The sequence below is a fragment of the Dietzia aerolata genome (genome assembly GCF_014144865.1).
Taxonomy (GTDB): domain Bacteria; phylum Actinomycetota; class Actinomycetes; order Mycobacteriales; family Mycobacteriaceae; genus Dietzia; species Dietzia aerolata.
The window spans coordinates 1-22,456 of the sequence record NZ_JAALDM010000129.1 but is presented as its reverse complement, the minus strand read 5'-3'; the positions used below and the strand labels follow the sequence as shown (position 1 = coordinate 22,456).

18 protein-coding genes and 1 tRNA gene are annotated in these 22,456 nt (G+C 64.7%); 1 reads left to right on the top strand and 18 read right to left on the bottom strand.

The genetic code is table 11. From position 1 onward, the window contains the following. On the top strand, positions 1-663 hold a 663-nt coding region (locus tag G6016_RS08635), incomplete at its 5' end, for an ABC transporter substrate-binding protein (protein ID WP_241729973.1). Between the two features lie 156 nt (positions 664-819). Here the strand turns inward: G6016_RS08635 and G6016_RS08630 are convergent. From G6016_RS08630 to G6016_RS08545, 18 genes are all read right to left on the bottom strand, one after another. Continuing rightward, positions 820-1,974, bottom strand: coding sequence for a hypothetical protein (locus G6016_RS08630; RefSeq protein ID WP_182632253.1), 1,155 nt, complete (start codon positions 1,972-1,974; stop codon positions 820-822). 94 nt (positions 1,975-2,068) lie between these two features. Then, positions 2,069-2,992 carry a Wadjet anti-phage system protein JetD domain-containing protein gene (locus G6016_RS17825; protein ID WP_422110463.1) on the bottom strand — a complete coding sequence of 308 codons (924 nt, stop codon included), beginning with the start codon at positions 2,990-2,992 and terminating at the stop codon, positions 2,069-2,071. A gap of 139 nt (positions 2,993-3,131) precedes the next feature. Then, the gene (locus G6016_RS08620) at positions 3,132-6,581 is read right to left on the bottom strand and encodes an ATP-binding protein (protein ID WP_182632252.1); all 3,450 of its coding nucleotides are present in this window, start codon (positions 6,579-6,581) and stop codon (positions 3,132-3,134) included. Next, on the bottom strand, positions 6,574-7,269 hold the full coding sequence (locus G6016_RS08615; protein WP_182632251.1) for a DUF4194 domain-containing protein: 696 nt from the start codon (positions 7,267-7,269) through the stop codon (positions 6,574-6,576). Before G6016_RS08615 ends, G6016_RS08620 begins: the two co-directional genes overlap by 8 nt. Then, entirely contained in the window at positions 7,266-8,702 is a 1,437-nt protein-coding gene (locus tag G6016_RS08610) for a DUF3375 family protein (RefSeq protein WP_182632250.1), read from the bottom strand. The genes G6016_RS08615 and G6016_RS08610 overlap by 4 nt, the downstream gene beginning before the upstream one ends. Positions 8,703-8,919: 217 nt before the next feature. Then, positions 8,920-9,123: a hypothetical protein gene (locus G6016_RS08605; protein WP_182632249.1), complete on the bottom strand. Its 204-nt coding sequence runs from the start codon at positions 9,121-9,123 to the stop codon at positions 8,920-8,922. Between the two features lie 356 nt (positions 9,124-9,479). Continuing rightward, positions 9,480-9,974, bottom strand: a complete 495-nt coding sequence (locus G6016_RS08600; protein WP_182632248.1) for a hypothetical protein — start codon at positions 9,972-9,974, stop codon at positions 9,480-9,482. A 156-nt stretch (positions 9,975-10,130) separates the two neighbouring features. Next, positions 10,131-11,003, bottom strand: coding sequence for an SMODS domain-containing nucleotidyltransferase (locus G6016_RS08595; protein WP_338403557.1), 873 nt, complete (start codon positions 11,001-11,003; stop codon positions 10,131-10,133). Further along, positions 11,000-11,902 (bottom strand): S-4TM family putative pore-forming effector, encoded by a 903-nt coding sequence (locus tag G6016_RS08590; protein ID WP_182632246.1) that lies wholly within the window; start codon positions 11,900-11,902, stop codon positions 11,000-11,002. Before G6016_RS08590 ends, G6016_RS08595 begins: the two co-directional genes overlap by 4 nt. A 9-nt stretch (positions 11,903-11,911) precedes the next feature. Continuing rightward, on the bottom strand, positions 11,912-12,733 hold the full coding sequence (locus tag G6016_RS08585; RefSeq protein WP_182632245.1) for an SMODS domain-containing nucleotidyltransferase: 822 nt from the start codon (positions 12,731-12,733) through the stop codon (positions 11,912-11,914). Next, positions 12,730-13,452 carry a M48 family metallopeptidase gene (locus G6016_RS08580; RefSeq protein WP_182632244.1) on the bottom strand — a complete coding sequence of 241 codons (723 nt, stop codon included), beginning with the start codon at positions 13,450-13,452 and terminating at the stop codon, positions 12,730-12,732. The genes G6016_RS08585 and G6016_RS08580 overlap by 4 nt, the downstream gene beginning before the upstream one ends. Continuing rightward, a complete protein-coding gene (locus G6016_RS08575) occupies positions 13,439-16,525 on the bottom strand; it encodes a type I restriction endonuclease subunit R (RefSeq protein WP_182632243.1) in 3,087 nt (1,028 codons plus the stop codon). Before G6016_RS08575 ends, G6016_RS08580 begins: the two co-directional genes overlap by 14 nt. Next, positions 16,522-17,682 carry a restriction endonuclease subunit S gene (locus G6016_RS08570; protein WP_182632242.1) on the bottom strand — a complete coding sequence of 387 codons (1,161 nt, stop codon included), beginning with the start codon at positions 17,680-17,682 and terminating at the stop codon, positions 16,522-16,524. Before G6016_RS08570 ends, G6016_RS08575 begins: the two co-directional genes overlap by 4 nt. Continuing rightward, positions 17,682-20,093 (bottom strand): type I restriction-modification system subunit M, encoded by a 2,412-nt coding sequence (locus G6016_RS08565; protein WP_187354447.1) that lies wholly within the window; start codon positions 20,091-20,093, stop codon positions 17,682-17,684. The genes G6016_RS08570 and G6016_RS08565 overlap by 1 nt, the downstream gene beginning before the upstream one ends. Before the next feature lie 149 nt (positions 20,094-20,242). Further along, positions 20,243-20,316: transfer RNA gene (locus G6016_RS08560), tRNA-Leu, on the bottom strand. 76 nt (positions 20,317-20,392) lie between these two features. Then, a complete protein-coding gene (locus G6016_RS08555; protein WP_338403556.1) occupies positions 20,393-21,388 on the bottom strand; it encodes a Ppx/GppA phosphatase family protein in 996 nt (331 codons plus the stop codon). Continuing rightward, positions 21,385-21,936: a DUF501 domain-containing protein gene (locus G6016_RS08550; protein WP_182632240.1), complete on the bottom strand. Its 552-nt coding sequence runs from the start codon at positions 21,934-21,936 to the stop codon at positions 21,385-21,387. The genes G6016_RS08555 and G6016_RS08550 overlap by 4 nt, the downstream gene beginning before the upstream one ends. Positions 21,937-22,009: 73 nt before the next feature. Further along, the coding region (locus tag G6016_RS08545) for a septum formation initiator family protein (protein ID WP_182632239.1) at positions 22,010-22,456 on the bottom strand (447 nt) is incomplete at its 5' end.

The window sequence follows — 22,456 nt, the reverse complement described above, 5'->3', positions numbered from 1 at the left end:
AAGGCCGTGGCACACGCGCTCGACAGGGACCTAATCAACGACCGGCTCACCGGCGGCCTCGGCCAGCCGACCTCGGCACTACTGGCCGAGTCATCCCGCTTCTATGACGGGCAGCAGGGTCCGGAGTACGACGCCGAGCTCGCTGCCGAGCTGGTCGAGGAGCTCAAGGCGGAGGGCGACTGGAACGGCGACGTGACGCTGCTGACCAACACGAGCCCGGAAAACATCGAGACCGGCGTGATCATCAAGGCGATGCTCGATGCCGTGGGCTTCAACGTCACTCTCGAGAACGTTCCACAGTCGCAGCAGGCCGCACGCCTGTTCGGGCACGACTACGAGATGACCATCGGCGGCCTCAACCCCTCCGACGCTGATCCCTCGGCGAGCTTCACCGCCTACGTCACACCCGGCGGGCCCACCAACAACAGTGGCGTCGACAATCCCGAGCTCACCGAGGCGGGACGCAACCTCAAGACCGCGGCGGGATTGGATGAGCAGATCGCCGCGCTCAACCGGTTCCAGGAGGTCCACAACCAGGTCATGCCGTTCACGATTTTCGCCAACGCCGAGGAGTTCGTGGTGGTGGACGAGTCAGTGAAGGGCGTCGCGCCCACGTCGTCGGGGGTCATGCTGTTCGACGGTGCCTACGTCACCAGCCCCTGAGCGACGTAGGGCGCGGGTCGCCGCCTGTGAAAGTCCGACGACGACGAGGGAGTCATCCTCCACCTGAGTTCGCCCGCCCACGATCCGGACGGTTCGGCAGAATGGCGGGCGTGCTCGCGGACGTGGTCGCTGGCCCGGTGGGGCCGCGTCGAGCTCTCACCGCGCAACAACGTCAAAGGCCCAGGACTCGTCCTTGGAGGTGCACCCGCCGTATCTCCCTGCCCGCGCGTCCTCCTGCGTGAACGCCGTTGAACAGGTGTATCCATCGAAGTCGACGATCATCGCCTTCCCGTTGGTCCTCTGATCCTTGGGCGCCTTGTCGTACTGTTCCCAGAGTTGGACGATGCGCGCACACCCTATTTCCCCGGAGGTTCGAGAGCCTTCGATAAAGGCGCCCACGTCGCCGGATTGCGCCCGCCCGGGCAGTTGTCCCAGCGGACACCGTTCGGCCTCCCCGGGCGGTGGCCCGTCCGGGTCGGGCGCCGGCTCATGCTGCGCGAGGTCCGGGCAGTCGACCCCGACGGTCGCGACCTCTCCCGTCCAGTCTTCGATCGGGCGCCGGTCGTTCAGGCTGACGAACTCATCGGTGGACTCGTCGAACTCGTATCGCGTGGACGTCAGTTCGCCCGAGGACAATGCAAGGTATTCGAGGGGTGCGTCCGGGGCCCCTGTGCATCGATATGAGGGGTGCCCTGGGTCGAGGTAGTGCACCCAGGACTTTCCGCCCCCGTGCATGCCGAGCAGTGGCGGGTCCAGCGCGATCAACTCATCGGATGCAACACGGATGACTCGGAACTCATCAATGTTCGGCCCCTTGTCGGCCCACATCACCAGCTCGGGCCTGCCGTCACCCGTCATGTCGTACGCGCCGACGAACGCTGCATGCCGCCTGGCCGCCATCGATCCCACATCGGGCCCGATCGGTTGCGAGGCCGGATTGCCGGCATCGTAGGTCGCCGAGTAGGCGAGCGTTTCGCCATTGATCACCGTCAGCAAGTTGATGCTCGGTTCACCTCCGGTTGCGACGGCGATTGGTTCCAACGTTCCATCGAGGTCGAGATCTGCCCACGCCACCACGTCGCATCGGATCTGTGTGAGGAAGTCGTCGTTGCGACCCACGCACGGATCGACCGTCTCGCGCGGCTGCTCGGACGTGTTCACGCCATCGGACGACTGGTCTGGAGGCTCGCCCACCTCCACCGGCTGACCGTCGCTGCCCTCCCCGGTCTCTGACGGCCCGCTCATGCAGCCGGCCAGCGTCGTGAGCGCCACCGCACTGCCCGCAACCGCGCGACCCCATCGATTTTTCATGGGCATCATGTTCCCAGTCGTCCGATCCCCGTGGTGCCCCACCTTGCATCCGACATATCGCGCCAATGATCGCAGCCCTGTAGATAACTCCAGTTCATAGGCGTGGCGAGCGCGGCCGCGTTCTTCGCGGGGTGCACCGTATTCGCGGCGTCAGTCCGTCCGGTACGGCAGGTGATCGAGCACCCAGTCCCAGCTGATTCGCTCCTGTTCGAGCCGGACGCGGTCGCCGAAGCGGTCGGAGACGAGGTCGTCGTAAACCGCCGCCTCCGCCGGTGTGAGCGCCGACAGGGCGGCATTCGTGGGCGTGGCTTCGCTCCCCCACCGCTCGCGATGCTCCTGCAGGGTGACTGAGTCCATGAGGAACGAACCGCGTCCGGGGCAGGTGGGTCCGCAGCCGGTTCAGAATTGCGAAACCGTGGGTGTCCAGGTCGCCCCAGTAGTCGATCGCGGCGTCCTTCAGCATCGGCCACCTACCGAGTCGCGCGACGTCGAAGCCCCTGCCCCAGATGACCACGCCGTCGACGGGGACCGGGATCGTGAGGTAGGTGATCTCGTTTTCCACCACGACTGCCCTGGAGAATGTCGCGCCGAGCGCCTCGATCTCGTCGACCCGAACAGAGAGATCCCCCACCGGGACCGGCGCGACGCCGGGCGCACAGCGCATCCGTAGGTACCCCGGCTTGGTGCGCAGACCGAGATCAGCGTGGAAGGCGCCGGCCTTGCCAGAGACGCCGAGCAGGCGCGCGAGCACCGACCGTCGGTCCTCGACGAACTTGGTGTCCACCCCGGGTGCGTCGATCTGGCGCAGATAGCGGCCCGAACCGCGCGAGGCGTCGAGCCACCGGTACGCCGCCACCAGCGTGGGCCACTCCTGCGCGTACTTGAGGGCGGTCACCGGTGAGGCGAGGAGCCAGTCCCGGACGCGGTCGTCGGGAGCTGACGCCAGCATCCCCTCGAATGCCCGCACCTGGGCCCGGACGTCCAGCAGGGTCCACGCCTGGTCGAAACTGCTGATCACGGCGTGCGAGGGGACCTCGTTCCTCCCGAAAGCTCCTCACCGCGTGCCACGGCCCGGAGTAGGGTGCCGTCGGCCCAGCGCCTGCGGACCTTCTCCCGGACGGCGTCCGGGGTGGCCCAGGAACGTGCGGCAGCGGACATCAGGAGCGACCGCGCATCTCGTGGTACTCCTCGGTGTCTAGCACCACGAGCCGTGAGTACTTGCCCTCGACGTTGTCCACGTAGCCGATCGAGCGGACGTACGGCGCGATCACGTGCACCTTCTGCATGGGCGTCACGATCAGCAGCTGAATGCCCAGCTTGGCGAACAACTCCAGCGCGTAGCGGGAGGAGATGTCAGAGCCGCGGCCGAAGGCCTCGTCGATCACCGCGAAACGGAAGTCACGCGCCTTCTTGGCGCCCCACTCCAGGCCGAACTGATACGCCAGCGACGCGGCGAGGATCGTGTAGGCGAGCTTCTCCTTCTGGCCACCTGACTTCCCGTCGGAGTCGCGGTAGTGCTCCCACTCCTCGTCCGTCTCGCGGTCCCGCTCGGAGGCGGAGAAGGTGTACCAGTTGCGCACGTCGGTGACGTGCTCGCGCCACTTCCGGTCGGCGTCGCTGTAGCCCTCGCGGCCGCGGAGCCGCTCGAGGATGCCCTGCACCGCGCGGTAGCGCTGCTCGGAGTACTGGTCTCCCCCGCCGCTGAGGGCATCGTCGGTGACGGCCCGCAGCTCGGCGCGGAACTCCCGCACATGCTGGTTCACCGTGTTCTGCCGGTCCAAGCGGATGAAGCGGCCCGGGTTGAAGTCGATCGCCCCGAGCGCCTCGTTGATCTTCTCGATCTTCTGCTGGATCTCATCGGCCTTGCGCAGCAGCCAGTTGTGTAAGCCCGCCAGCTCGCGGATCGTGTTGGTGCGCAGCTGGTGCTCGAACTCGTCGACGAACCGCGGCAGGTCGTCGTTCGCCACCCGGGCATGGAAGCGCACGTACTCCGCGCGGGCCGCGACGGAGACGTCCATCTCCATGGTCTCCGCCGGCCAGCGACGACGGATCTCCGACATCGCCCGCTGCATGCTGGAGCTCTGCTCACCCAACTCGATGTTCGTCTTGTCGACCGCCGAACTCAGCTCGTCCGACAGCGCTTGCTCGTGCGAGTGGGTCGCGTCGGCGTCGGCGGCGGTCTCCGCGGTGGCGGCAGCGGGGGCAGTGGCGGCGCCGGAGGGCCCATCTGCACCCCATTCGGCGGCCTGGTGCCGCTCCCGCACCCGCGGGTAGACCTCGCGGGCCGCCGCGAGGTTGGCCTCGTCGAACTGCTCCACCACGCGCTTGTCGCGGGACATCGCCGCGGTCTCGTGCTCGATGGATCCGCGGCCCCGGCTGAGCTGGTCCGCGAGCTCGCTCGTGGTCTCGGCCAGCTCGGCGGTCCGGACATCCGCGCTGGCAAGCCGCTGGTTGATCTCCGCCAGCTCGGTGCTGCCCTCGATCAGGCGTAGCCGCTCGGCATCGGCAGCCTCGGCCCGATCCCGGGCCTGCTCCCAGTCGAGGTCCTTCCACGAGGACTGGTCGGCCAGGCGGGCCAGTGCGGTCTGCGAGCGGGTGGCGTCCTTCCGGGCGCTCTCAGTTGACTCCAGGCCGGCGGCGAGCTCGGCGACCGTCGCGATGAGCATGTCGCAGCGCTCCTGCAGCGCGGCGACCTTCTGCTCGTTCCGCCAGCCCAGCACCCAGCCGCGCGGATCACTGGCGGACCGGGAGTCGTCCTTGACGTGCCGGTCCCGGGACCGGACCTGCCCCTCACGGGTGACGGCGCGCTCGGCCGCGCGGAACTCCTCCATCGTGTCCGCGCAGCGGTGGTCAGCCCGTGCGTACAGCTCACGGTGGAGGTACCCGCGCAGAGGCGTGTCGGCGATGTCGACGGTGTCAGCCAGGAGCAGCCCCTCGACCTGCGGACGCTGCAGGGTGACCTGCCGGTCGGGCACCCGCTCGTACACCAGTCGCACGCCGACCTCGCGGCCGTCGGAGCGTCGGGCGGTCAGCCGGCGACCGTTGACCCACTCGGCCACGTCCGCGTAGTGCTGCTGCGGCACCAGCAGCGAGAGCGCGAAACCACGCAGCACCCGCTCGGCCGCGCCCCGCCACTCGGCGTGCTCCTCGCGCATGTCGAGTAGTTCGCCGGCAAACGGCAGCTCCGCCTGCTCGAACCCGAGTTCCCGGCACAGCCGCCCGCGCAGTTCCAACTGCTCGGCCGGCAGGTTGCTGCGCCGGCCCGCCAGGCTGTCCAGCTCCTCGCTCACCTCGCGGAGCTGCTTCTTCTGCTCGCCGTGCTCCAGCACCAACTCCTGATACCGGGCGGACAGCTCCGCGGAGTCGGCCTCGAGCCGGGTCCGGCGCTGCTCGACGTGGGCGGCCAGCGCCGCGAACTCCTCGGCGCCGGACACCACCTCCAGCCCGGCGTCGGACACGGCCGCGTCGAACCTCGACCTGCGGGCACGGCGCTCCTCGGCCTCCTCGCGGGCCTGGGCGGCCTCCTGCTCCAGCTCGCCGATGCGGTTGCCGCCGGCCTCGGCACGCGCGGTGAGCAGGCGGTCGCGTTCGGCCGAGAGCGCCCCTGACTCCTCCCGGGTCTGCGTCAACTGCGCGGTGAGCCTCTCGAGCTCCGCGCGGGTCTGCTCAATCGCGGAGCGCCGCAGATCGAGGCGCAGCTCGGCGAAGTACGGGCGCAGCGCGACCTGTTCCTCACGCAGCCGGTCGCGGCGCTCGAGGGCCACGTCGTACTTCTCCGCCGAGGCGACCAGCGGCTCCAGGACCTCGAGCTGCTCCCGGGCCCGCTGCACCGCATCGTAGGCGGTGGTGAGGTCCTCGAAGTGGCTGATGATCCCGTCGATCCGGCCCTTGGCGTTGGCCGGCTCCAGCATGTGGGTTCGGACGAACTCGTTGAGATCGCCCACCGACTTCATGGAGATGGTCTGGTGGAACAGCTCCATGGCCTGCTCGGACCGGATGCCCAGGGCCCGGCGCATGATCCGGCCGTAGGACGGGAAGTCCTTTTCCACCGTCGCGCCGCCCTCGCGCAAGCGTGCCAGCAGAGTGTTGAGGTCGGAGCCGAAGTCGGTGAAGTCCTCGGCGATCGACAGTGCCCGGTCGGCGGTGACGAAGCGCCGCCACGGCTGGCCGGCGCCGTCCTGTTGCTGGAAGACCTGGGCGAGCGTCACCTGCTCGTCGTAGCCCTCGTTGGCGAACACCCCGAGGATCACCGAGTACGAATTCCGGTCACGCAGCGCGACCGGCCGGACCGTTCCGGTGGCCTCGTTGCGCTCGGTCTTGTGGTAGCCCTCCACGTAGGAGCGCAGGGTGCGTTCCTTCTTGCCGGCGCCGGCGGCCTTGTTGTAGTCGATCCGGTGCGACGGCAGCAGCAGGGTGCTCACCGCGTCGACGAGCGTGGACTTGCCACTGCCGATGTCGCCGGTGACCAGCATCGTTTCGCCGCCGGCCTCGAGTCGCCACACCTGGTGGTCGAAGGTGCCCCAGTTGTAGACCTCGAGCCGCGCCAGCCGGAACCCGGGCCGGCCGGCGTTGCCCAGCTCCACGGGCGAGAACAGTCCCTCACTCATCGTCGGCACCGCCCTCGATGTCCGTGGTGGAGGTGGTCAGCCCCGGGGTCTCGGTGGTTACGGCGGCTCCCTCGGCAGCCGCATCGACCGCAGCGGCAGCCGACGTGCCTGCGCCCTCGACAGACAGGGCCGCCGCCTCGTACTCGGCGAGCTTGCCCGCGAAATCGCCCAACGTCTGCGCGTCGACGTACGCCTTGAGGATCCGCCGGACCTCCCACATGCCCTTCTCGTCCTTCAACTGCCGCAGGTAGCCCAGCGCGACCAGGCGGTTGATCGACGCCTCCACCTGCCGCGTCAGACGGGCCTCGTCGGTGCTGCGGGACAGGAACAGCTCCAGCATCTCCACGATCTGCTCGGTGGAGAGCACGAGCTTGCCCTGGTCTCCGGAGGACTCGAACTCGACCATCCGCTTGCGCAGCAGCACCGTGAGCAGGCTGTCGGCATACGTCAGGGCGTGCCGGCGGATGACGCGCGGCAGCGGGTCCTCCCCGTCGGGGGTGTCCTTGGTGCGCAGGTAGGCAAAACCCTCGTCCTCATTGATCACCACGTCCAGGCCCACCACCGCGAAGTGGTCGCGGAGCGCTCCGCGGTGCCGCTGCAGGTCGGCCCAGTCGTCGGACTCCTGGTAGACGACCCCCTGCATCAGGTGGATCGCGCTGGTGGCGATGGCGCGTTGGTCGGTGCTCATGTCCGTCTCACTTCCACGCGGGGCATCCGTGCCCTCATCGGCCGCTCGGATTCGTAGTACTCGATCACCGTCTCCCCCTCCGGGTCGGTGACCACCTCGATGTCGTCGTCGTCCAATGCGAGGTAGGTGATGAGCTCGGCCACCCCGTTCTCGACGGGGTACATCTCGACGATGTCCTCGAGCAGGGCGGTGCCGCGCGCGGGGATGAGGGCGCGCAGGTGCTCGGCCAGGCGGGCGGGGTCGACGATCACCTGCTCAGCCAGCAGCGAGGTGTCCACGTCCTCCTCCTCAGCCGGCGGCAGGAGACTGTCGACCTGCGCGGCGGGCCGGACACTGTGCAGGGGCCGCTCGGTGGCGAGGTTGATCTCCACGCCGGTCTCCTCGAACTCCAGCCCGAGCCCCGACGGCACCCCCGCGTCCCGCAGGCGCAGCGCGGTGGCCTCGATCTCGCGCACCAGATCCAGCACGCGGCGGTTCTCCAGCACGATCTTGTCGTCGGTGAAGCGCCGCAGCTGCCCGGAGATCCGCCGGACCGTCTCCTGCGTGCGCTCCGCGGCCTCGGCCCAACTGTGGTGCACGTGCCGCATCCGGCCGTCCACGCCCAGTTCCTCGATCGCCGCGATCCGCTCCAGCAGGTTCGACAGTTCCTCCTGGCTGGAGCTGGAGAGCAGCAGGTCGTAGAACGCCTGGAAGCTGCGGCCCTGGTCGGAGGAGTCGATGCGGCTGCGCCCGCCGAGCAGCTCGCCCAGCAGTTCGCCCTTGCTGCCGTCCCAGGTGGCGATCCTCTCGCGCGCCGAGCGGTCGAGCTCGCGGAAGTTCTCCTCCACCTCACGGAAGTCCGACAGCAGCTCGCGGGCGGTGGCGGCGAACTGTTGGTAGCGGTCGCGGACCGCGGTGCGGTCGAGCAGGCCGGACTCGGGGTCGTTGCGCAGCGCCTCGATCTCGTTCTCGATCTCCTGCTTGCGGCGTTCCAACTCGCGCAGCCGCCGTTCCGGGTCGGATTCGGTGCCCTGGTCGATCTGGCGCAGCAGGTCGATCGCGGTCTGCAGCCGCGATTCGGTATCGACGAACTCGCGGGACTGCAGGCTCTGCACCCACGCGTACGCCTTCTCCAGCGCCGGCGTGGCGTCGTAGTGGATCTCGTCCGAGCCCAGCGGGTAGAAGCGGCGCAGGTAGCCGTACTCGGGCGCCGCCCAGTCAGCGAGGTAGTCGGCCGCCGGACGCGGATACGGCGGGGCGTCCGGGGAGCCGGAGTTGAGGACGTACAGCTCGTCATCCAGCGCGTCGATGATCTGCCCCGCCGGGCTCGCACCACGGCTCTCGTCGACGAAGAACCGGCCCAGGAACGACAGCAGGAGTGGCGCCTGGTCCGCGCGCAGCATCCGCCACGCGGGATGGGTGTCGCGCAGCGTCTCGATCGCCGCGTAGTCCACTGGGGTCTCCTCGCGTTGGTGGGCCGGCTTCTGACCCGGACAAGTGTAGGAGCGCCGCCCCGCCTCACCTATCCGGCCCAACCCCGCCGCGCATGGATCCCTGGTGCCTGGCCGCACCCGCCGCGCCTACCGCCTCGAGATTTATGACGACGACGACAACATCACCCCACTCCCCCGGCCGATTTCACGCGGCGGGGTGGGGCTTCGCGCGTTGGCTCTACACGAGGCCTCCGATCACGAAGAACACGACGAAGGACACCCACAGCACCGGCGCCGCGAGAAACAGCCCGAGCGCCGTGAGGCGATACCCGCCCCGCAGCACGACCAGCGTCAGCAACGGCACCACTATCGGGACCCCGACCAACACGACCGGACCCAGACCATAGTCGTACAAGCCGAAGGCCTTGCTCCCGTAGGTCACCGCGGCGAGAATCTATCCCGCGATGAAGCCTGCGTATGCGCAGGCCCAGTGCACAACTGGGTCTCCTCTGGGTGGGCGGACGGTTCGTGACGGTGCTTCGGGCGCCGAGGGGACAGTCTAGGACTGCGGGTCAAGGACGGCGCGGTGGGGTGAGAGTAGACCCCTCTACGAGGCGCAGCACCAGGAGCGCCTGTCACGGGATCATCCGCACAGGGGGCCGATCTTTCGGTGAACTCGCGGCAGTGTCATCAGCGCGCGCCGAGCACGAGCCAGCCGCGGCGCCCGCGGCGAACTGCCATTCGTCCGGCCGGAATTTGCCCCTGTGCGGTCGCCGGCCCTCTCTTCTCTCCCGGCACTCAACCGATCAAACTCGCGCGCCGACGCCTTCCCGTAGAAGGCGATAAACCCCGGCTCGGGTCATCCCGTTTCCGCGCAGGACGCTCAGACACTTTCGGTTGGACGTTCTGTGGAGAATCTGAAACTATCCACTGCTCTTTCTGCGGGGTTCGCGCCGCCTTCTCATCCCGAGATTTGATCTTAAGTCGCCGAACCTTTTTGCTGGCTTTCGGGGCGGAAGCCGGGTAGGCCGTTCGTTTCTCCTGCCAGTCGCCCGACTCTTGTGTTTCTCGTTCCGATGTTCGATCGATCCATCGTTGGATATTCGCGATCTGCAGCGTCAGCAGCGAGATTTCCCTCTTCAGGCTTGACTCAACTGGATTCGCGTCGAGCTCGTACTGGCCGGACCTGTCGCGACCTAGCTGCTTCAGTCGCTCCTCCACTTCGGACAGTAACCCGATCAACAGGTCTAGTTCTTGGTCCGGCGTGAGCACCTGCTCCTTGTACGTGGCCATTCACTACCTCCAACGACGATGGATACAGCTTTCCAACTCTTCGCGAAGGGTTGGGGAAGTTGATGCGAAATCAAAGAGGATCGCCCCACCGGGAAGCCAGTGCCCGAGCACTTCCTCCTGTCTCGGCGAGCGTATCCGCCGGGGACCTGCCACGGGCTACGACGTCGGGAAGCTGTCTCCCAGAATGATCCGCCACAGGCGCTTAGCCTCCGCGTGATCCCCGACAGCTTCGGCATCTCGCGCCCTACTGGCTCGCTCCGACGCTGTCCTCAGTGCCTGAAGCGCGTCAGGGCGCGAGAGCCACGTCAGATATCCGGAGAGCGATCCGGACTGACCGCCGGGATCGGTGACGTCGATGTGGTTGGGCGCCCACTCGAAGAAGCTCGCCAGCCCACCCTGACGACTGGAACCAAGGGTCTTGAAGGCTGTCGCTGCGATGGTCTCGAGGTGATATGACCGGAATCGCTTTGAGTGGGCGTTGTTCCATTTCTTAAGCAGCCGCACCAACGGCGCCAAATTGTACCCGAGCTCGGCATTGCGCCCGGCGAACCAAGCGTTCGCAACAGTCGGCGCGGTGTAGATCCAGCCGCCGGTGCCGTCCGGCAGTCCGTAGCGGTCGTGGCCGTGTGAAAACACGGGGGCGATGTCAACGTGTCCGCCGTTCTGAAAGAAGACTCGGACGGCTTGGCCGCGCGTACCTACCTGTGCAGCCTCCAACCCGTCATATGCCCGACGGACGCGATAGATGAACGACTTGGAGTCCCAGCGATAGGCGTTCCAAGCGTTGTTTTCGTTCGAGAAGATCGCCAGGACATCAATGTCGTCCATTGGACGCACAATGGTGTTCTTCGCCGCGGAACCCATGAGTACAGCGCGCGAGAACGGGAGGTCGCTGGTCTTGGGGAACGCTTCATTGAGGTTCTCCACCACGCGATTCTTACGAGCCTCGATGATGGAGGTCTTCTGGTAGTCGGTGGCGGTGAGGTCTTGGAGGAACCGGGCCATCGCTTGACTCGTTGTCAGACTCACGAGCCGCCCCCCAGACTCTTGGCAGTATCCTTCATCTCTCGCTCGATCCCAGACCGAAGGATGCTGTACAGCCAGTCGGGTACCAGCGGGGAATCACGCCGAAGGGAGAAAAGCTGCGACTGCCATCCGAGCAGTTGCTCTCCACTGATCGGTGCTTGGCTGTTGGCATGGATTGCGTCCTGAATCTCGATCGTGAGCGCGCGCCGCTCCTTGCCTGCTGCTCGCACTCGCTGCCACTCGTCGGCTGCATCTAGCAGCGGCGGCAGGACCGGGAGCACAATCGCAAGCAAGAAATTCTCGAGCGTGAAGTCGGCAACCAGGCCGATAACGAACGCGGCGACGGCCCACACGGCAACCACGCCTGCCCACAGGTTCGCGCTCCGACGGAGGAGTTCCTGCGTGTAGGCGAGGTTTCCTCGCTGAGCAATAGCCACTGCGACCGGACCTGGGACGGCCTTGTTGATCGGATACCAGTCCCGCAGACGGTCGTCGGAGAACGCCTTCCGACGGGCGAGGCGCTTCCCCGTCAGGCGAGTGACTTCTTCTGGAAGCACTTGCGGATCACGAACCGCGATGGTCGGCATGCCAAATATTCGGGAATCGAACTGCTCCTGGACGGTCGCCGCACGGGTGGCATGGCTGCGTTCCAGAGGCCGGAAGACGAGTCGGTTGAGCACAAACCACGCGGCAGCGACCGATGCGCTCGTGGTGGCCAAGTCTGGCTTGACCGCAACGGTCAGTGGGGCCACAACAGCGACGACGCCAAGACCGACCCCGCGCACGTTCGCCCAGAACTTCGCCTTCGAGTAGAGGCGACGGACTGCCCGCAGCAGACGGAGTTGAGCTTCCTGATTTTGCGAATCGCTGATGTCTTTGGGCGTCGGAGGCGCATATGTCATCGCCAGCACCTACCTATTGAAGAGCAGCTTCAACTGCTCAATCGCTAACGACTCGTAGCCGTCGTTGGCAAAGTCCTTCGCCTTCAGTGCGCGAATGACCGCGGTGTCGAACTTGGACATGGCGTCGAGCCGATTCGACTCTGACGAGCACGAGCTGAAACGCGACCCCAGCCCAGTCGGATCGTTCATCGCGGCCAGGTTGGCATCGCGCATCTTCTTCAGCGTGAGATAGAGGTCCCAAAGCGGCGAATACGATGACTCACCGTCCATGTGCTTCGCCGTGCGCATCTCGAGGTAGCAGGACGACACGGGCACGTTCCGGCGGTACTTCCAGACCTTCACCTGCCGGGCGAGCTTTTTCACCGCACCGCCATGTTTCGTATTCACATCGGTGACGTACCTATTGTGATCCTTTGGATGAGTCAGCATCCATCCATCGGCAGGATTGGCAATCCAGTAGCCACTTGGAGCCGCGTAGCCCGGAACAACCTCCACGTCACCGTCTGAAAATTTGCACACTACCGCCGGGCGCCGGACGACAATCGTGGTGCCCGTGAAGCGTTCTTGGAGTTGTTCTTTTACTTTGCTGAACATTGTCCACGGAGAGCCCGGTCGAATACCTTCCAAGGAAACTAGGTAGTCCGCATCGCTATGTTGCCAAATTCCCGTACCGTGCCGAAGTGAGCCGATCTCAAACATTTCTCGTACACCAATATAGTAATCGAGCCTAGATTCAATTGCTGTCTTGTGACTCCTTGCTCCGTCAAACTGCACGGGAGAAGGAGTGTAGAGGGTGTTCAGCTCCTCGAGCCATTGCCGCGCCGTCGTCATGACCATGCCTCCGTGTTGAGCGGTGCCGCATTGAGCTGCTCTCGCCGGCTGCGCCAATCGGGCAAGTATTGATCCATAAATTTCGTAAACCGTTCTCCGTGGGTTCGCTCAAAGTAATGCGTCAACTCGTGGACAACGATGTATTCCAGGCAATTGGGGTGCTTCTTCGCGAGCTCAACGTTAAACCAGATGTGGCGAGTTTCGCGGTTGCACGATCCCCACTTAGTCTTCATACGTCGGATGGTCCACTTCGGCACCACGACGTCAAGCGTTTGTTCCCACTTTGCAATGAGTTCAGGAACCTCCTCGCGGAGCTGATCGCGGTACCACTTGTCGAGCAAGTCGCGACGCTTCTCGGCCGCTGTGCCGGGAGGCACGTAGTGCACCAACCGCTCGCCGTCGATCTCGAAGTGCGCACGACCGGGCCGCTCGACGACCTTGAGCCGGCGGCGAATACCCCACACGTAGTGAGACTCGCCGGTCACCATCTCGCGCTCGGACTGACGCTCGGCAGCACGCAGCTTGTCGCGCTGCCGCTTGATCCATGGCAGACGCTGAATCACGGCCAGGCGCACCTGGTCGTCATCGAGTCGGTTGGGTGCGGCCACGCGCACGCGACCCAGCGGCGGGTAGACGCCGATGTGCAGGTTCTTGATGTCCTTGTAGATGACGTCGATGTCGATGCCACGGACGGTGAGGTAAACGTTAGCGGTACTCATCACGCGCCTTCACCAGTTCAAATAATTCGTCGAGTCGGTCAAAGCTGTCAGGAAGCGTGCGGCTGATCGCCCGCTTGACGACCTTCTCCTTCATCGGGTTGCCGACCCAGTCGTATGGCTTGCTCGTCAGGATCGCGGTGTCCACCTGGATCGGCGTTGTCGGATCAGGCCAGCCGAAGTCAATCAGGGCGCGTCGTGCGCCGTTGTCCGCCCAGTCCGGATACGTCGTGTCCGACTCTTTGGCACCGAGCTGCTTCGCGGCATCGAGGAGCTTGGCCAGGTATTGCTGGTAGTCGATGGCTTGTTGGCGGCGCTGTTCAATGATGGCGTCGAGCAGTTCGCTCATCTTGTCGTAGTACTTTGGGTTCAGCGCGTGCTCGTCGATGATCACCTTGCGCATGTTGTTGGTGATCGTCTCGGCGACCGCCTCTGGGTCCTTCTTGATCCCTGCAGGCAGCTTGTCGATCGCCCCAGCACCGAGCTTCAAGATTAGGTCGATCAGTCCCGTGTCTTCGAAGTTCGAGACGACTTCGGACGCCCCGGCCTGGATGTAAGTGTCGAGCAGGAACCGCATGCCCGCCTCATACTGCTTGAAGTCAACGTCCTCACCCGCTCCAAGCTTCACTTCGGCGCGCACGTCAACGTAGTGTGCGATCTCCTTCTTTATCGCCTCTGCGTCGGCTTGGCTGTAACCGGCCTCGGCCATGTCGTTGGCGAGGTTGGCGTAAGCACGGGTGACGGCCGCAACCGCCTTGTACAGCTCGACGCGCTTCGGCTCGTTAGCCTTGAGTTGTTCAGCGTTGCCCTGCTCCAGAGCGCAGAAGTATTGCTGGTACTGCAGCGTGTTCTTCGGTGGCGCAACGGGTTCGACGAGAGCGCGGATGCGTTCGAAAGCTTCGTCGAGGTTCTCTCGGGCCTTCTCGATGCGATCGGACAGCAGCCCTTCGATGTCCTTCTTCTCGTAGCCATCCAGCGCACCTGAGGTGTAATCGTCGACTGCATTTTCGATCGAGTTGAAGAGATCCTGGTAATCGACGATATAGCCGTAGTCTTTGTCGTCGCCATCGAGGCGGTTGACGCGACAGATAGCCTGGAACAGGCCGTGGTCGCGCATTGACTTGTCGATGTAGAGGTAGGTGGCGCTCGGCGCATCGAAGCCGGTCAATAGCTTGTCGACGACGATCAGCAGTCGCATCTGGCCGGGGTTCTCGATGAACTGGCGCTTGACAGCTTGCTCGAACTCCTCGAGCTTGTTCACGGCAGTGTCTTCGGGCTCGTCGAAGTAGTCGGCCAGCATCCTGCGGTAGATGTCGTACTGGCGGATCTTCTCGGTCTTGCCCGCGCCGGAGTCTTCCTTGGCAATGGCGCTGGCGTTTGGGGTGTAGCTGGTGACGATTGCGCACTTGCCCTTGAAGCCGGCCGCGCTGAACATCTCGTAGAACTTGCAGGCCTGATAGATACTGGAGCCGACGAGCATGGCGTTCCCGCGCCTGTCCATCAGACGGGGCTTGGTCTCCATATCGAGCAAGATGTCGTTGACGATCTGCTTAGCGCGCGGCTCGGAGGAGACAACCTTCTGCATGGTGCCCCAGCGCTTCTTGAGTTCGGCCTTGCTGAGGTCGGTCATGCCCTTGGTTTTGACTTCGAACCACTTGTCGACCTGCGCGGGACTGGTCAGTTCCTGGTCTATGCTGCGGGCTTCATACTGCAGGTCCAGGACCACACCGTCAGCCACGGCTTCATCGAACTTGTAGGTGTGGATGAACGAGCCGAATGTCTCGATACTGGTGGCCTTGTCCGCCTTGAGCAGAGGGGTGCCAGTGAAACCGATGAACATCGCCTCGGGCAGCAGCGCCTTCATGGCGGTGTGCATCTTGCCGGACTGGGTGCGGTGGGCTTCGTCGACGAAGACGAAAATGTTGCCCTTGGCCTTGAAGTCCTTCGGGATGGTGGCGTGCAGTTCTTTGATGAAGTCGGCGGTCGTCTCGTCGTCTTCACCGTCGCTGTCAGCGGCGCGAAACTTGTGGACGAGAGAGCAGATCAGCCACTGCTCGCTGGCGTTGAGCGAGCCAATGAGATCGGCACCGCTCTTGGTGCGGTAGATCTGCTCGTTGACCCCGTTGAAGACCTTCTCAATCTGGTCGTCGAGTTCGGTGCGGTCGGTGATCAGCAGTACCCGACCGTCGGGCTGGTTCTCGCGAATCCACTTGGCCAGCCACACCATTGTCAGAGACTTACCCGAGCCTTGGGTGTGCCAGATGATGCCACCCTCGCGCTTCGCGATGCGGTCCTGGGCGGCTTTGACGCCGAAGTACTGGTTGTGACGTGGGCTCTTCTTGACGCCTGCGTCGAAGACGACGAAGTTATGGATCAGTTCAAGCAGACGCGGCTTACTGCACATCTGCAGCAGCGCCCGGTCGAGCGGGTCGGCGACGTCAGAGGGTTCCTTCCACTCCAGCCAGTACTTCTCCGGGGTGTCGATAACGCCGTAACGCAGGCCTTCGACATCGTTGCCGGCGAAGACGAACTGGACCGTCGAGAAAAAGGAGCGGATAAACTCGGGCCTCTGGTTGCCAATGGTCTGCCGGATGCCTTCAGAGACAGCGACATTGGAACGCTTGAGTTCCAGCGTGACGAGCGCCAAGCCGTTGACATAGAGCACCACATCAGGGCGTTTAGTGTGCTGGCCAGCGACAGTGACTTCCTCGACGACGACGAAGTGATTGGCCTCGGGATTCGTCCAGTCGATCAGCCAGACGGTCTCGGTCTGCTCGCCGACGCCAGGGCGGACCTTAACGCCGTAGCGCAGCAACCCGTAGACGTCGCGGTTGGCCTCGTACAGGTCACGGCCGGCGCCGACCGACACGGCTTTGCCGAGCTGGTCGAGGGTGCGGTTAATAAGGTAGTCGTCGTAACCGCGCGCTTTAAGATTCTGCGTCAGAAGCTCCGTCTCAACGTTCCCGTTGTGCTTGCGGTGCTCCCAGTTACCGAGGTACTCGTAACCAAGCTGGTCGTAAAACAACGCGACGACGCGGTCTTGGGCCTTGCGCTCGATCTGTCCGACATCACTCATGTGGCATCCCCCACGGGCAGCCGAGCGCGGCCGGTGAGGAGTTGCTGCATCATACCGGCTTTGATTGCGCGCGCTTTTACGAGACGAGACCTCAGCAGATTGACATTCCAGTCCAAATCACCCAGCACATTCATAATTGCACGTTGTTCATCCAAAGGCGGTAGCTTTACGCGCTTAGAAAGACTGGACCCGACTTGGACAAACGGCTGGCCACTGCCGCCCTTAATCCAGAAAGCCTCGTCATTAAAGTACAGCATTGCGAAACTCGCATCCAGCCGATTTGAACGAGGAAGTAGAATGTGCGTGTTTGCTATGGCCGACCAACGACCGGTAGCCAGAAATGCTCGGCCGCAACGAGAACCCACAGCGGAGATGACCACGCCATCTCCCTCTACGTCCCATGTCGGAAGCCACACATCTTGACCTGAAGCACTGAACCCAGGATATTGCGCTTTGACGTTCCTCCGAGGAGAAAGTCGGCCTTTTATCTGACTGTTACCCGGTTGTGGAGTGACCACGTCTGACCAAGTAACCTCCTCCCAAGAAGAGGAGAATCCGGGCAGGCGAGCACCGCCGGTTAGCAGCTGCTGCGTCATGCCTCGCTTGATCGCCTGCTTCTTGGCGATGAGGCGTTCGAGGGCGGCAATCAAGTCGTCGATGTCCCACAATGCGGCAGCGATGCGCTCCTGTTCCCCCAAATCAACAGGAATGCAGACATGTAATGACTTTACAATGTCCGTATTCACGTTCATCTGCGATCCAGACTGACCAGATTCGCGCAGCATCCCCTCGGACGCCTTCAGCAAGTAGAGCAGAAAACGCTGATCTACCTTCAGGTTCTCCAAAGCGACGAAACCGTCATGAATGCAGGTCGGCACGCCCGTGATTACCGGGATACCGACGGTGGCGGCGATGCTCATGATCAATGTGCCCGGAGCAAGATGGCGACTTCGCGCTATTCCATCAGGCGACAGAGCCTGAGTGGTGGTGAGTAGTGTCCGCCCGTTTGACCGGTTGACGTCGGCGATCCGAACCCAGCGAACGGCGCTGCTGGCGTCGAACCATCTCGATGATGCGATTGGCCGAGGAGAGGCGCCCCGCGAGACCGATGCCAATGCGCCGATCGTCGTCTCTTGCCATTCGGTAATAGCGCTCATCAGACCATTACCCCCATGGCGGCGAGATGACCGGCAACCTTAGCTTCGAGTCGATCAAGTTCGACATCGAGTTCGTCGACGGTCGCCGCGTAACGCTGACCGAGTTGCTGGATGCGCGCAACAAGGTCGAGTGTGAGTGCCTCGACTTCTCCGCCAACGCGACGCGCGACAGTCGCCCGCCACTTGACATCAAGCACGAGCGTCTTGATGTCTTCCTCGTTCAGGTCGCCGTACTTCTTGAGCGTGGCGAGATCCAGCCCACCCTGGGCGTCCTTGACTGCCTTCTTGGCGGCGGCTTCGTCGTTGTACAGCTTAATGGCGCGCTGTAGCGCCTCGATCTCGTCGTAATCGCCTCCATTCCTGATCGCTTTCAGTCGTGCGGCGACCAGCGCCTTAGAGATCTTGTCGTCGTCCATGGCGTCGGCAAGAAGTCCGTCATCCGCGGCATGTTCTTCGACGTATTCCTCGACGGCGCGGGTGGCTTCCTCCGCGGCTGCCGTGAGTTCGTCGATCTTGGCCTGATCGGCGGCGAAATAGCACGCCACGATTAACGCCGGCGGAATAAGGTCCGTCTTGTACTTGGTGGCGCTGCGACCAGAACCGACAACCAGGTCGGGGGTTTCAGAGAGCTTACGCTCCTTGTCCTCGATGGTCTTGCGGGGCTTGGCGGCGTTCAGCCAGCCGTCGGCCATGACCAGGTAGACATCGTCGTGCATTGTGTCGTGCCAGTACGTCATGAGCTGCTCGTAGACGTCGTACTCGTCGAGCAGTGGTATCGGCTTGAAGCGCGCCAACAGGTCGTCGCCGATGACCGCGATTAGCTCGTTCGGCTTGGCGTCGGCGGTGATTCCAGCAAGGATGTCGCGGTGCGCGGCGAACCAGTCCGCCACAATGCCCGTGGCTTCGTCGCGGAGCTTGTGGAATCCCGGTGCATCGAAGATTGCCTGCTGTACGGCACTGACGTCAATAGCCAGGTCGCTGTAGCCCGGGCGATTTGGTATGAAGATCTGGTTGCGCAGTTGTGGGAAGGCGTCCCAGTAGCTCTGAAGTGCGTCGAGGTCACGGTCGGGAATGCCGCCGTATAGGTGGGCGCTGAGGTCCTGCAAGTCCTCGGGTTCGGACGAGTCGATGTAGCGCGGGATGTTGAGGTTGTAGTCGTTCTTGGGGGCGGCGATCTCGCTCATCGGCACCATGCGCGAGTAGCGGTAGATCTCGATCTGCTTGTTGAAGGTGTCGACGATCTTGTGGAGGTCCTGGCTGCGTAGGCGGTTCTTGTTGCCGTCTTTCACGAAGCCCTTGGAGGCGTCGATCATAAAGACGCCGGTGCGAGCGTGGGCGTTCCCCTTGTCGAGGATCACGATGCAGGCCGGAATGCCGGTGCCGTAGAACAGGTTTGCCGGCAGTCCGATGACACCCTTGATAAAGCCTTGTTTGAGCAGGCGCGTGCGAATGGTGGCCTCGGCGTTGCCGCGAAACAGCACACCGTGCGGCAGGATGATCGCCGCCTTGCCGGTGCTCCTGAGCGAGGTGAGCGCGTGGAGTAGGAAGGCGTAGTCGCCGTTCTTCTCCGGCGGGCGGCCATACTCGAAGCGGCCATAGTCGTTCTCGAGGCCGTTGTTCCAGGACTTCACCGAGAACGGCGGGTTCATGACGACGTAATCGAAGGTCCGCAGGCGGTCCCCCTTGGTGAACTGCGGACTGGTGATGGTGTCGCCCTTCTCGATCTCGGCGATCTCGTTGCCATGCAGGATCATGTTCATCTTGGACAGCGCCCAGGTCGCATTGTCCTTCTCTTGGCCGTAGATCGTCATGCCGCGTGGTGCTTCGGCGGCAGCCTTGAGCAGCAGCGAACCGGAACCGCAGGCCGGGTCGTAGACGGTCTGATCCTGACGGGTATTCGGCCCGATGCCGACCACCCTGGCGAGGATGCGGGAGACTTCGGCCGGCGTGTAGAACTGCCCTTTGGACTTGCCGGACTCGGTGGCGAAGTGGCGCATCAGGTACTCGTAGGCGTCGCCGAGCAGGTCGTCGCCCTCTGCGCGCGAGCCTCGGAAGTCGAGGTCGTTGAAGATAGTGACCAGCCTTGAGAGGCGGTCCTGCATCTCCTTGCCCTTGCCGAGCTTTTCCTCGTCGTTGAAGTCGGCCTGGTCGATGACGTTGCGCAGGTCGTTGGCTTCGGCAAGGCGGGCGATGATCTTGTTGAAGCGGTCTCCGATTTCCTTGTCGCCCTTGGCGGCGAGCATATCGTCGAACGAACCGCCCGCAGGTACTTCGATCAGGCTGTTGGCGTCGATTTTGGCCTTGTCGGACACGTACTTCACGAACAACAGCGTCAGGATGTAGTCCTTGTACTGGCTGGCATCCATGCCGCCACGAAGCTGGTCGCAGCTCGCCCACAACGATGCGTACAAGTCCGACTTCTTTAAAGCCACTTTGCGCGATACCTATCTCCCAAGAGCGCCGCGCCAATCGCGCCGCTCGCACGATTCAGTCGAGTAAACATAGCTTGACATACGTTTACGACAAATGAAGATGACATGTGTGAAGGCTGCATTTGCGGTACCCCCAGTCGGACTCGAACCGACACTGAAACGGTTTTAAGCCGTCTGCCTCTGCCAATTGGGCTATGGGGGCTCTGCCCACACCGAGTGTGGGCCGGGGGCCCCGCCGCAGCGGGACCGGGTGAGCGCGCAGGGCGCCCGGGCCGGGGTCAGCCAGCCAGGCCAGACAACACCGACATCGCGATACCGTCCAGAATGTCCTTCTCACTCACCGTGACCTCAGTAATACCAGCACGATCAGCCACCGCATCACACAGGGCCGAGGCCACCAACGCCCCTCCCCCGATCACGTCCGCACGACCCGGATGCATCGGCCCCAGAGCGCGACGCTCGGAAACCGTCGAGGCGACCAGCCGGGCGCAGACCTCGCGCATCTGCTCCAGCGAGATCACAGAATTGTGCAGGGCAGCCGAGTCGTACTCGGCCATGCCCTGCGCCACCGCCGAGAGCGTGGTGAAGGTCCCCGCCACGCCCACGAAGCGCTTCGCCCGACCCAGCGGGAGCCCGGCGGCGGTGTCGAGGGCCTCGGAGATCACGGACCGTGCCTGCGAGACCTCCCCGCTGCTCGGCGGGTCCGAATGCAGCGTCCGCTCCGTGATGCGCACACAGCCGATGTCCAGGCTCTGGGCGCCGAGAAGGGTGAGCTCGTCGTCGTCAAACTCTCCCACCACGATCTCCGTCGACCCGCCGCCCAGGTCCGCCACCACGAACGGTCCTTCGCGCGGATCCAGATCCACGACGGCGCCCGCGAACGTCAACTGCGCCTCGGTCTGCCCCGAGATCACCTCGGCCGCGGCGCCCGGGAAATGCTCCCCCAGCACCTCGGCGGTCATGCCGAAGAAGTCATCCTTGTTCGCCGCGTCGCGGGTGGCGGAGGTGGCCACCATCCGGGCCGCCTGCACGCCGTGGGCGGCCATCGTCGCGGCGTAGTCGGTCAACGCGGTACGGCAGCGGGACAGGGCCCCCTCCGAGAGCCGGCCCGTCGCATCCACGCCCTCACCCAGCCGGATGATCCGCATCTCGCGGACCACATCCGTGAGCCCCGGCCGGCCCGGAACGCCCTCGGCCACGAGCAGGCGGATCGAGTTGGTGCCGCAGTCCACGGCCCCCACTCGCACGGTGCCGGGCTCGACGGGGGCGATCACTGCTGGTCCATCGCCAGGTAGTCGGGGATCCCCAGCTCCTCGGGCGTGGGCCAGTCGCCGGGCAGGGCGTTGCCGCGCAGCCCCGCCTCACACGCCAGCGCCACCGACTCATCCCCCAGCCACACCACGCCCGGCCCCTCCGCGAGCGCGTACGCCATGAGCACGTGCAGGCACTTGACCCGCTCCGGCATGCCACCGCCCGAGAAGTCGGTGCCCAGGTCCTCGATCGCGTTGCGCTTGGCCAGGAACCGCTCGTGCGCCTGCAGGTAGTTCGCCGCCAACTCCGGCTCGGTGGCCAGGCGGGCCTGCATGCCGCGCATGATCCCCGCCGACTCCTGCCGGCTCGCCTCGGCCGTGAGCCGCGGATCGGTCAGGTAGTACAGCGTGGGGAACGGCGTGCCGTCCTCGAGCCGCGGCGCCGTCGTGACCACACCGGGCCGCCCGTCCGGGCTGCGGTAGGACACCTCCAGCACGCCACGCGGCGGCCGGCCGAGCTGGGCGGCGATGGCGTCGAGATCGTCCTGGGAAACGCTTGGGTCAGCGCTCACGCTGGGGTCCTCCTGTGAGAAGTTACGGAGCCGGTTGGGCGCCGGGATCGGCCGCGCCGGGCTGGCCGGGGGCTTACGGGGCCGGTTCTTGCGGCGCCTGGTCTTGCGGGGCCTGGTCTTGCGGGGCCTGGGCGGGCACACCGTCCGGGTTCGGCATGACCGGGGTGGGCGGGGTGTCGGGCCCGCCGGGGATCGACGTGCCCTCGAGCAGCGACGTGCCCTCCGGCAGGCTCGCGGCATCGGGGTAGACGGGGTCGGGCGGCACGGAGATCGAGTCCCACAGGCGCGTCTGCCACGGCAGCGCCGCGATCTCCGCCGCCCGCTGCTCGGCCGCCGCCTCCTCCACCGGGTCGACCGTGCTCACGCGGTACGGAGTCTCCCCCGGCTTCACGGCGCCGAACCGAATACGGGCCTGCTGCTCGATGAACGCCGGGTCGGACAGCATCGCCTGCTCGGACTCCAGCTCAGCGATCGTCGCCTCCAGCGCCGCCCGCTCCTGCGCCACCGCGCGCTCGTCGCT